At 57.9% G+C, this 10,237-nt stretch carries 11 protein-coding genes and 3 pseudogenes; 4 read left to right on the top strand and 10 right to left on the bottom strand.

What is annotated here, in order from left to right; genetic code table 11:
* On the top strand, positions 1 to 435 hold a 435-nt coding region (locus tag L0H65_RS07820; protein ID WP_301458299.1), incomplete at its 5' end, for an FAD-dependent oxidoreductase.
* 54 nt (positions 436 to 489) lie between these two features.
* Here the strand turns inward: L0H65_RS07820 and L0H65_RS07815 are convergent.
* Positions 490 to 732: an EF-hand domain-containing protein gene (locus L0H65_RS07815; RefSeq protein WP_301458298.1), complete on the bottom strand. Its 243-nt coding sequence runs from the start codon at positions 730 to 732 to the stop codon at positions 490 to 492.
* 348 nt (positions 733 to 1,080) lie between these two features.
* Between L0H65_RS07815 and L0H65_RS07810 the strand changes: the two genes are divergently transcribed.
* Positions 1,081 to 1,986: a LysR family transcriptional regulator gene (locus L0H65_RS07810; protein WP_301458297.1), complete on the top strand. Its 906-nt coding sequence runs from the start codon at positions 1,081 to 1,083 to the stop codon at positions 1,984 to 1,986.
* 26 nt (positions 1,987 to 2,012) lie between these two features.
* Here L0H65_RS07810 and L0H65_RS07805 read toward each other — a convergent pair whose 3' ends face one another.
* The 3 genes from L0H65_RS07805 to L0H65_RS07795 all read right to left on the bottom strand — a co-directional run bounded on the left by L0H65_RS07805 (position 2,013) and on the right by L0H65_RS07795 (position 4,500).
* Positions 2,013 to 2,936 carry an OmpA family protein gene (locus tag L0H65_RS07805; RefSeq protein ID WP_301458296.1) on the bottom strand — a complete coding sequence of 308 codons (924 nt, stop codon included), beginning with the start codon at positions 2,934 to 2,936 and terminating at the stop codon, positions 2,013 to 2,015.
* A 134-nt stretch (positions 2,937 to 3,070) separates the two neighbouring features.
* Entirely contained in the window at positions 3,071 to 3,781 is a 711-nt protein-coding gene (locus L0H65_RS07800) for a GNAT family N-acetyltransferase (RefSeq protein WP_301458295.1), read from the bottom strand.
* Complete coding sequence (locus L0H65_RS07795) at positions 3,778 to 4,500, bottom strand: molybdopterin-binding protein (RefSeq protein WP_301458294.1); 723 nt, start codon at positions 4,498 to 4,500, stop codon at positions 3,778 to 3,780. The genes L0H65_RS07800 and L0H65_RS07795 overlap by 4 nt, the downstream gene beginning before the upstream one ends.
* A 199-nt stretch (positions 4,501 to 4,699) precedes the next feature.
* Between L0H65_RS07795 and L0H65_RS07790 the strand changes: the two are divergent.
* Positions 4,700 to 4,894: pseudogene (locus tag L0H65_RS07790) on the top strand (IS3 family transposase); the annotation flags it as partial.
* Between the two features lie 98 nt (positions 4,895 to 4,992).
* Positions 4,993 to 5,115, top strand: a pseudogene (locus L0H65_RS07785) (IS3 family transposase); the annotation flags it as partial.
* Positions 5,116 to 5,350: 235 nt separating this feature from the next.
* On the opposite strand, the gene L0H65_RS07780 reads toward L0H65_RS07785, so the two are convergent.
* The 6 genes and pseudogenes from L0H65_RS07780 to L0H65_RS07755 form a co-directional block, all read right to left on the bottom strand.
* Complete coding sequence (locus L0H65_RS07780) at positions 5,351 to 6,961, bottom strand: GMC family oxidoreductase (protein WP_301458293.1); 1,611 nt, start codon at positions 6,959 to 6,961, stop codon at positions 5,351 to 5,353.
* Positions 6,951 to 7,796 carry an FGGY-family carbohydrate kinase gene (locus tag L0H65_RS07775; RefSeq protein WP_301458292.1) on the bottom strand — a complete coding sequence of 282 codons (846 nt, stop codon included), beginning with the start codon at positions 7,794 to 7,796 and terminating at the stop codon, positions 6,951 to 6,953. Before L0H65_RS07775 ends, L0H65_RS07780 begins: the two co-directional genes overlap by 11 nt.
* Positions 7,797 to 7,820: 24 nt before the next feature.
* Positions 7,821 to 8,459: an FGGY family carbohydrate kinase gene (locus L0H65_RS07770; protein ID WP_301458291.1), complete on the bottom strand. Its 639-nt coding sequence runs from the start codon at positions 8,457 to 8,459 to the stop codon at positions 7,821 to 7,823.
* Complete coding sequence (locus tag L0H65_RS07765; RefSeq protein WP_301458290.1) at positions 8,452 to 8,847, bottom strand: class I fructose-bisphosphate aldolase; 396 nt, start codon at positions 8,845 to 8,847, stop codon at positions 8,452 to 8,454. The genes L0H65_RS07770 and L0H65_RS07765 overlap by 8 nt, the downstream gene beginning before the upstream one ends.
* Before the next feature lie 4 nt (positions 8,848 to 8,851).
* Positions 8,852 to 9,613: a glycerol-3-phosphate dehydrogenase C-terminal domain-containing protein gene (locus L0H65_RS07760; RefSeq protein WP_301458288.1), complete on the bottom strand. Its 762-nt coding sequence runs from the start codon at positions 9,611 to 9,613 to the stop codon at positions 8,852 to 8,854.
* A gap of 64 nt (positions 9,614 to 9,677) precedes the next feature.
* A pseudogene (locus tag L0H65_RS07755) lies at positions 9,678 to 10,169 on the bottom strand (aldo/keto reductase).
* Between the last annotated feature and the right edge of the window lie 68 nt (positions 10,170 to 10,237).

Below are 10,237 nucleotides of genomic sequence, written 5' to 3'. Positions count from 1 at the left end.
AAACGTGAATGGGGCGTAGGCGATCCGGCGGAGGAAGCCGGCGGGCTGGCCCCACAAGGCCCACAGCCAGAAGCCCCGGCGCGTGAGGTGTTCCTGTTGCAGCGCAAGGCGGAAAAACTGGGTAGACGCTTGGGCAAGACCACGGGTTGGATTCACCGCGCAGCATTACAAATGAAAGACGTGGAAATGCGAGGCGGCGTTTCATATGAGGCGATTGTTCCGGAAGGATTGCAAATCGCCAGCAAGGACGGTCGGGAACTCTTGGCGGTGGATACCGTCGTGCTCTGTGCCGGTCAATTGCCCAATCGTTCTCTGGCCGACGCACTTGGTGCCGCCGGGATCACCTGTCATATCATCGGTGGCGCCGATGTCGCGGCGGAACTGGATGCCAAGCGTGCAATCGAACAGGGTGCCAAACTGGCTGCGCATTTCTGACAGCAGGAGATGGCGACCGGAGGTGGGAGCGCCCCCGGCCGCCGAGGCATCTGCTTACTGCTTCAACAGGTCCGCGCCCATTGCCGCGTCATATTCGGCCTGATCAATCTGACCATCCGCATTCGTGTCCATCGCGGCGAAGGTTTCTTCGGTCAGGTTGGGGTAGGTCACCTTCAACTCCTCCATCGACCAGGTGCCGTTGCCATCGGTATCGGCCACGGCTGGCGCATCCTGTGCAAGGGCGGGAACAGCGGCGAGACCGGCAACGAGGCCAAGAGCGGTCAAAATACGGGTCATTTCGTTTTCCTTTTGCATTGGGGCGTCGGCACCATGCCGTCGCTTGAGAACAGAGTTAGAGCGTGGCGGAAAATAGTTCCAGCATGGAAGCGGTGACTGCATTTGAGTCGACATCTTCTCGCCCATAGCGGGAAATATTGGAACATCTTTCCGCCTACGGAAATTTTGCGACATTTCTCCGCCGAGCGGATGTGGCAGAATCGGTGCCTAATTGCCGAGCCGCTGTTGTTTCCCCGCCATTAACGATCCTCGCAATTACCCCGGACTGGCCGCGCCAGCGCCCCTATCTTGCCCGAATTGATGGCCAATAAGGGGAAACAGACCTGCACTTACCGCATGGGGAAAACAATGGACCGACTAACCGAAATGGAAGCCTTCGCCACTGTGGTGGATCAAGGGGGCTTTACCGATGCGGCAAAGAAGATGGGGATATCCAAATCCGCCGTCTCCAAACACGTCTCCGCTTTGGAGGCACGGTTGGGTGCGCGATTATTGAATCGCACGACCCGCCGCGTCAGTCCGACCGAAATCGGCCTTGCCTATTATGACCGTGCCCGCCGGGTGCTGAACGATGCGGGGGAAGCGGATGCGCTTGTGACCTCGATGCAGTCCGCGCCTTCTGGCCTGCTGCGGATCAGTGTCGCGACCGATTTTGGCGTGAACCTTCTGTCGCCGATCCTTGGGGATTTTCTGCTGGAATACCCCGATATCACCGTCAACATGGTGTTGAACAACCGCTATGTGGAGTTGATTTCCGAAGGTTTCGATATGGCGATTCGCATTGGTGATCTGGAAGACAGCAGCCTGCGCGCCCGCAAACTGACCGAAACCAGCAAGCGGATGATTGCATCGCCAAGCTACTTCCAGAAATACGGGCGACCGATGAAGATCGACGACCTGAATGACCATAAGCTGCTGCATTATTCCAATCAGGCCAATGGCAATGTGTGGAAAATTTGCGCGCCCTCCGGGGAAAAGCGGCAAGTGCGAACAGCGGGTTGGTTGACGGTGAATGACGGGCAATCCTTGCTGAATGCCGCAGTATCAGGCCTTGGCATCGCGTATTTGCCTTCCTTCCTGTTTGCCGAAGCCCTGAAGCAAGGGCAAGTGGAAGAGGCAATTCCCGGCCTTCCGGTTGAGACCCTTGGCGTCTATGCGGTTTATCCACCGGGCCGGTTCACACAACCTAAGGTTCGTGCCTTCATCGACTTTCTGGCGCGGCGTTATGTTGATAAAGGCCCGGATTCCTGGTGATCTGAGCCGCCAGCATATTGGAATTGCTATTGGGTCGAGGTCAAAACAGCCTCGACCCTTCGGTTTTTCTGGCGACCTTCCTCGGTCAGGTTCGACGCTACGGGCGACAGATAGCCTACACCTTGCGCCTCCACCTGGTTCGGGGGAATACCGTAGACACCGATCAACCGGGCGCGAACCGATGCCGCGCGCCGTTTGGACACCGCTATATTCGCATCCAATCCGCCCGAGGCATCGGTATGCCCGACCAAGACCACGGTCTTATCGGGATTGCGACCCAACCAATCTGCCAACGCCGCAAGGGAGCCATAGCGACCTTCGGTCAGATCGACCGCTCCGGTGCCGAAATCCAACCCCGCCAACACAACCGCGCCCCCGGTCAGCAGCTTTTCCATCCCGTCCGTCGCCATTGCAGGCAGCGGCGGTTGAACGCTGGCGCGAAGCGCGACGGACCCACCAGACAAAGCGGTAAAACCCGCGTCGGAATCGTTCGCCGCCATCAGCGCAGGCGAGACAGTCGCATCCTCCATCACCCGCGTCATTTGAACGAAACCTCTGGTGTCGGATCTGCTCACCATCAGCCCAACCGCCTCCATCCCGGCAGGTGCTGCGCGTTGCATCGACAAAAACCGGAAATCACCAAGGTCGACATGCATCTGCGGCTCCGGCAGCACATCCACGGCGAAACGGAAATCGAAGCCGCCGCAGGCCTCTGTTTCACATTCAAAAACCACCTTGAAACCGGCTGCCAGCAGCTGATTGCGCAAAGGCTCCAACAGATCAAGGCTGGCTACTCCCGGCGCATCAATTTTCCAGGCAGTCCGTTCAACAGCGCCTTCGATCAATCGGCTCGGCAGACCTGACGTCGCCCAAGCCGCCGTTGGCAATTCATATCCCGTTCGCGTTGTCGTGGTGGGGGAGGTTGGCGTTGCGGGGCCGGGAAACTCCAATGAAAAACCAGTAGCCGGGACGGGACAGATCACACCACACAGCAACACACCGCATAAGGCGAGCGTTGTTGTTCTTGGCGCTGCAAGTGCTGCGAACGGAAATGGCGTCACTGCTCCGGCCCCCCTTTGGCGGGTTATTTCTTCCGGTAGTGATATGTTCCCACAACTTCCATTCCAAGGGAAGAATAGAGCGCGCGGGCTGGGCCATTCGCCTCAGTTACCGCAAGGCAAAGTTGTGACGCACCGTTATCTTGTGCCCAGGCCGCAGCCATCCGCATGATGTGGTTGGCAGCGCCCTGTCTGCGCAATCCGGGCGAAACCTCCAGCGCGTGCAGCATCGCGATATCGTGACAGCAGGCGACAAAGGCTGCGCCAGCAGCACGGTCGTTCATCCGGCCAAGAATAGCGGTTTTCGGTGCCATTGCCCTTTTCATCACCGCCAGGCGCCCTGCCCCGATCCCGGCATCCGCCCAAAGCTGGGTTGCTATTTCCAACGCTGGCCACATCGCGAAACTGGTCATCGGCGCGGGTGGAATGGCGGCAAGATGTGATACCGGCACGGCATATATCACGACCGGATCATGGCGCATATATCCACGCGCTGCCAACAAGGCATCCAGCCCTGTGTCGTGCTCACGGATCATGAAAAGCGGCGTTTGTCCCAAAGCTGTCATGGCTTGTTCCGCCAGCGCGACATCACAGCCCTGAACCGCAGTTTCCGCCGTCGCCGCCGACACCCGCTGACCGCCGCCTTTTCCTTCGCGGATCATCCAAGGCCCGGTCCGGTGGCAGGATGCGGCAGGCCAAGTGGCCTCCAAAGCCGCATATAGCCCGGCCGGTGTCATGCCGGAAACAGCGACGCGAGACGGGTCATCGCTGCGTGAAGCCGGGACGGATCCGTGCCCCGGATCACAAGGTTGGTGCCAAATGCACCGTTTTGCGTGAACGGGTAGGAGCCCATCGACAGGTCCGGAAACTCCGCCGCAAGTACGCCGAAGGGTCCGGCAACCTCTCCTTCGCCGCGATCGACGCGCAGGGTTTGGCTCAGCAGCGGCGCACCACCGGTCAGGGTCGGCAGAACCGAGGCGACCATCGCCTGAAAGATCGTCGGCACCCCGGCCATCACATGCACATTGCCAAGCGTGAATCCCGGCGCAATGGAAATCGGGTTATCGATCAATGCCGCGCCGTCGGGGATGCGCGCCATGCGCTGGCGCGCATCATTGAATTCCATTCCGGAGCGTTGGTAATGCGCATCTAGCAGCGCCATCGCATCGGCGCGCTTGCTGATGCGGACACCGAAAGCGGCGGCAATCGCATCTGCGGTGATATCATCATGGGTGGGGCCAATCCCGCCTGAGGTGAAAACCGTGTCATGGCTGGCACGAAGCGCATTGACCGCCGCGACAATCACCGCATGGTCATCCGGCACAACCCGCGCTTCGGCCAAGGCAATGCCGTGACGGGTCAATTCGCCCGCCAGAAAATGCGTGTTGGTGTCGCGGGTCCGACCAGAGAGGATTTCATCCCCGATCACGAGCATAGCGGCGGTTGGGTTGGGCATGACCTGTGCCTTTCAATGGCTTGCCTTTGGTATAGGGTGCGCGGCGCACGCTTTCAAACGGGATTTGCCCGAGCTGGCTAGTCCCTGCATTTCATGGGTTGGATCAGTCTGAATCTTTCCGGTTGAGTTGTCCAGATTTCGCAGATCTGTTGGTATGGAGTAAGGCGCAAACGCCATTGGCCCGAGTGCAGCGCCGAACGAGAACCGTCGGCTGAAGCGGATGTATGCGGACCTCAGCATGCAGGCGGATCTGCTTAAGGACGAGAGCGAGGAAATAGCCGACCTTCTGATTGGGCTGACCGATGCCCGCAACACCTGGGGGTTTGGTTTGCGTTTCCTGCATTTGCGAAACTTGAAGGGCCACCTCTGGAACCACAAGCGGGTTTACTGCATTTAATCTGCGCCGGAACTGAACCTGCGCCCTCTCGTGGCTTGAAGGCAAACCGTTCCCGGTCAACCGGGCAAGGGCGGCAGCACACACGCCCAGAAACTGAAAATCGCCGCGAGACAGAAGGTGCGATATTCCAGTATATCAAAGGATTCTATAACTCGCGCCGCCGCCGCTCATCACCAATTGACAAACGCCCCCTGGGCTTTGAACGAAAGGCTGCGTAATTGAGGTAAGATACCGGAACACAAGTATGAAAAGTCCAACCATTCGCGGGCGGATGAGATCATCCCCTTCGGGCAGGCGCGAGCGATGCTTCATTGGTAACACCGGATTTGCAGAGTTTTCAAAGAGATTATCCAGAACCTTGCGCGCCACTGCGAAAAAATTCGGCCGCTAAAGCCCGTCAAATCAATGACCGGTGACTTGTTAGAACCGGACAATCCTGCACTGGTAGTCGCATCAGCGCGGCGCTAATATCAGATCTGCCGCTTTTTCTGCAATCATCACAACGGGGGACGCGGTGTTGCCTGACAGAATTTTTGGCATGATTGACGCATCTATAACCCTCAGGCCTTGCAGGCCATGGACCCGCAGAGTTGGGTCAACCACCGCCAACGGATCGGTCCCCATTTTGCAGGTTCCGACCGGGTGAAAGATCGTGGTCGCAATGTTACCCGCCTGCTCCAACAGTGCGGCGTCACTTTGGTGTATTGGGCCCGGCAAAATTTCTTCCGGTGTATGGACGCGCAGGGCTTCTGCCGTCATCAACCGCCGAGCTTGCTTGATCGAGGCGACGGCTACTTGTCTGTCATTTTCAGTGGACAGATAATTCAATCGGATATCGGGCTGTATTGCACTGTCGGCTGATACGGCGTGACAACTGCCAGTGCTGTCAGGCCGCAGATTGCAGACCGACACCGTGATCGCTGGAAACGGGTGCAGGTCGTCACCAAGCCGGTCGGTCGACAAGGGCTGAACATGATATTCCAGATCAGGGGTCGCGAGCCTTGGGTCGGATTTGGTGAACATGCCGAATTGGCTTGGCGCCATCGACAACGGCCCGCTTTGGCGCAGCAAATATTCCAACCCCATGCGCGCCTTGCCGATAAACGAATTGGCCATGGTATTCAGCGTTTTGGTATTGCTCACCTTGAATACCGTCCGGATTTGCAGGTGATCTTGCAGGTTCTCGCCCACGCCGGGGCTTTCGTGCCGTGGCGTCAGGCCAAGACCGGAAATCACATCTGGCCGGCCTATACCCGAATGTTCCAGAATTTTTGGAGAGTTGATAGCGCCCGCGCAAAGCAAGACCTCCGCCTCGCAAAACGCCTGCATCTGTTTGCCTCCATGGCCAAAGGAAACGCCCGTGACCTTTTTACCCTCCAGAATAAGGCTGTGGGTATGGGCATGCGTCAAAACCCGCAGGTTGGGGCGTTTGAGGGCTGGGCGCAAGAAGCCGCGCGCGGTGCTCCAGCGCGCACCATTCTTTTGGTTGACCTCGAAAAATCCCGACCCTTCATTATCGCCGTCGTTGAAATCAGCGCGGGGCGCGATACCGAATTCCTTCGCGCCTTCCTGCACCGCTCGCAATATGTCCCATTGCAACCGTTGCTTCGAAACCTTCCACTCGCCGCCACTGCGATGCATCGGCGTTTGCGGGTTGTGATGATCTTCGGATTTCAGGAAATAGGGCAGCACATCACCCCAGCCCCAGCCAGTATTACCCAACTGCCGCCAATGATCGTAATCGGCGGCCTGACCGCGCATATAGATCATCCCGTTGACCGAGGAGCAGCCGCCGAGGATCTTGCCGCGCGGATAGACCAGAGAGCGCCCATTCAGGCCCGGTTCCGGCGCGGTTTTCATCATCCAGTCCGTGCGCGGGTTGCCGATGCAGTAAAGATAGCCAACCGGAATCTTTACCCAATGGTAATTGTCCTTACCCCCCGCTTCCAACAACAAAACCTTGTTCACAGGGTTTGCTGACAGTCGGTTTGCCAGCACACAGCCCGCCGTTCCGGCGCCGATGATGATATAATCATAGCGCCCGTCGAGGGTTTCAGCTTTCAACTTGCAAATCCTTTCCGAAACCTTCGAGACGTGTGCTCAAGTGACGCCATGCCGCATAGCGCTTTGCATAAAAATCCGCGCGTTCCGGGTTTGACATATATTCCTGTCGTGCCCGTGTCATCACAACGATAGCTTCTTCATAGGACGAAAACGCGCCAATGCCGACGCCTGCACCAATGGCAGCACCAAGCGCACCGGTTTCTTGCGCTTGCGCCACGGTGATCGGCACGCCCAGACAATCCGCGAACATCTGCGGCCAATGCGGGCTACATGCGCCGCCGCCTGATAGGACCGCACGGTCAAAATCCACCCCCGCCCGTTGCAGCACCAAAATATGGCGTTTGTGTTCAAACATCACACCTTCAAACAGCGCCCGCAGCATATGGTCTTCGCCGTGCCACCCCGTCGGGTCGAAAAACCCGGCGCGATGATCCGAACTTAACCGGGAGCCGTAGAGAAACGGATGGAAAAACGGGTCGTCAAGGCGCGGCGCAACCGAAGCCAGCGCCGCGTTGCAATGGCCAAACGGATCGTCATGAGGCGCACCGCGTTCAACGAAGTTGCGCACATACCATTCGAGGTTGGCCGCCGATGTGGCGCTGGACTCGATGTTTACGAACCTGTCTTTGCCGAACCCCGCCACCATAAACACTGCCGCGTCCGATACTGGTCGGTTCGAGAATACCTGATTGATGCTCCATGTTCCGACGATGATGGATGCTTCGTCGGCTGACACCACACCTGATCCCATCGCGCTGGATACTACGTCGAAATACCCTGCAATCACGGGTGTGCCTGCGTGCAATCCGGTGGCCTTGGCTGCGGCTTCGGTCATATGGCCGACAGTTTCGGCAGGGTCTCACAGTTTGGGCAGTATGTCGGCGGCATCGAAAAGCCGATAAAGCCCAAGTAATTCAGCGTCATAGAGACAGTCCGGCATGCGTGTGAAACCACAACCGCTCATGTCTGAAAGGTCGCTGACCAACTCGCCGGTTAGCCGGTATGTAATAAAATCCTTGCGCAGAAACGCGGTCGCGGCCTTGGCATAGGTTTCAGGCCGGTTCCGTTTGACCCACACCAAAAGTGTAGGGGTTTGCAAGGGCCAGGGCTTTTGCAGGCAAATCCCATGCAGCGCATCCCTATTTCTTTCGGCCAATTCAGCGGCCAAACCTGCCGCACGGGTATCGAGCGACTGAATTCCCAACAACGGCTCTCCGGCCGTGTCCAGCAGGTAAAGGCCGTTACGGTGGCCCGCGCAGCCCAGACCGATAATCTGATCGGGAGCAATCCCGGCCTTGGTGATGCAATCGCGAATGGCAGATTGGGCATTGGTCCACAGCTCATTCAAATCACGTTCCACATGGCCCGGAGCTGGGGATCTGGAGGACCCATCCAACGCCGAAATGGCGACTTGGTTGCCTTTCAGGTCGAACAACACCGTCTTGATGACAGTGTTGCCGGCGTCCAGACCCATCAGATATTTTTCCAACTCAGCCACGATTATAGATGTCCCATGCTTCGTCGCCACCCGCGCCATTGTGGATGATCGCCATCAATGCGGCTATACCTGCGCTTGGGTTGTCATGCTGATAGATGTTGCGACCGTAAGCCATGCCCTTGGCACCTTGCGCGATGATTGCGGCGGATTTTGCCAGAACCACTTTCTGGTCTTCCTTGCCGCCACCCCGCACCAGAACCGGTACGCGCGCAGCCTCCACCACTCGGTGAAAATCTTCGGCGTTGGTGGTCGGATCGGCTTTGATGATATCCGCCCCCATTTCAGAGGCAAGCCGGGTCAGCGTCACGATTTTATCGGCGTCACCATCGACTTGATAGCCACCATTGCTGAACAAGCGGGTCATCCGCGCCTTAAGGTTCGGTCTCATCTGTTTATCCTTTCGTATTTCTGGATTGGAGCATCTCCGCTGAGACGCCGTGAAATTCGGCCAATTCAGCGCAAAGCGCCTCCCGCTGGCTGTTTTGCTGCACTTCAGACCAGCCCTTCGTTTTGGCCATGACCGCTGCAATTGCGTCGATCAAATCCGCTGATATCTGGCCGGTGATCGCCAGGCTGGTACGGCGCAGAACGATGTCGGAAAGCGTAAGGGCGTGTTCATGTTCCGCCAGAAAGCCAATTTCGCCTGTGGAATAGCAATTGTCCGGCAGCAGCGGCGCATCGCCAACAAGCGCCGCGCAATAGTGCCACACCTCATCCGCGCGGCTGCCGTAGTTCGCCTGCAAATGCGCTTGTCGCCCCTCGGCTACGACTTCATTGACGCGAAAACCTTTCCCGCCACCGATGGCCATGTCTTGCGTATCGGTCAATCGGTCTTTGCTGAGTTCCCCCAGCACTTTGTCAGCCACCTGTTCCGCAAAGGCGCGGAACGTCGTCCACTTTCCGCCCACCATGCAGAATTGTGGCACTGGTCCATTGATCCGCTTGATACTGTGGCCGCGCGAAATCCGGCCGGTGAAATCCTGATCGCTGCGGGGCAGAAGGCGTATGCCGCTATAGCTGAACATGATTTGGTCTGCGCTGCCCGGGGTGTGCGGAAAAACCATGCGCAGAAAGCTGAGGATATAATCCCGCTCATCATCTTTGCAGCGCACACGGCGCGGCGCATCGACGCGAATATCAGTTGACCCAGCCAAGCACCCGACCCAGACACGCCATGCGCCATTGCGACGGGCAGCAGCGTCTGCTCGATATCGCGTTTCACCATGCGTATTCTTCTTGAATGGCGTCCAAGTGCCCCGCTGCGACATAGGCTTTGATATCGTCAACACTGGTGTTACTGGCCCCGATGGCGCGGATCTTGCCAGCGGTTTTCAGCGCCTCCAATGCCTCCATCGCCTCATCAATAGGGGTGGTCGGGTCTTGCCAATGGGTGATTTAATGGTCGATGTAGTCCGTACCCAACCACTTCAGGCTTTGCTCAACCTCATAGATGATGGCATCACGGCCCAAGTAGCGATGCAGCGGTTTTCCATCAATATCGAAAAAATGATTGCCCTTTTGGGTGCGCCTGACAAGGCCACATTTAGTCGCCAGAACCACCGTGTCACGTCGGCCCTTGATCGCCTTGCCAACGATCTCTTCGGCCACGCCTTGCTCGTAAGCGGGCGCGGTGTCGATCAGGCTGATGCCTTCGTCGATGGAAGTTTGGATTGCGTTGATGGATTGCGCCTCATCCGTGCCGTCCCACATCCAGCCGCCTTGGCCCAGGTGCCAAGCCCAATGGCCAAGGCTAAAATTCCGCTGGCCCCGATGGCACC

The organism is Pseudorhodobacter sp., assembly GCF_030452865.1.
GTDB lineage: Bacteria > Pseudomonadota > Alphaproteobacteria > Rhodobacterales > Rhodobacteraceae > Pseudorhodobacter.
Note: the sequence above shows the minus strand (reverse complement) of the source record. Positions and strands in the feature narration are given on the sequence as shown.

Excerpts from the sequence above, each read along its gene's own strand:
- L0H65_RS07800 (WP_301458295.1), bottom strand. The coding sequence starts at position 3,781 with ATGACACCGGCCGGGCTATATGCGGCTTTGGAGGCCACTTGGCCTGCC.
- L0H65_RS07810 (WP_301458297.1), top strand. The coding sequence starts at position 1,081 with ATGGACCGACTAACCGAAATGGAAGCCTTCGCCACTGTGGTGGATCAA.
- L0H65_RS07795 (WP_301458294.1), bottom strand. The coding sequence starts at position 4,500 with ATGCCCAACCCAACCGCCGCTATGCTCGTGATCGGGGATGAAATCCTC.
- L0H65_RS07765 (WP_301458290.1), bottom strand. The coding sequence starts at position 8,847 with ATGAGACCGAACCTTAAGGCGCGGATGACCCGCTTGTTCAGCAATGGT.
- L0H65_RS07775 (WP_301458292.1), bottom strand. The coding sequence starts at position 7,796 with ATGACCGAAGCCGCAGCCAAGGCCACCGGATTGCACGCAGGCACACCC.
- L0H65_RS07815 (WP_301458298.1), bottom strand. The coding sequence starts at position 732 with ATGACCCGTATTTTGACCGCTCTTGGCCTCGTTGCCGGTCTCGCCGCT.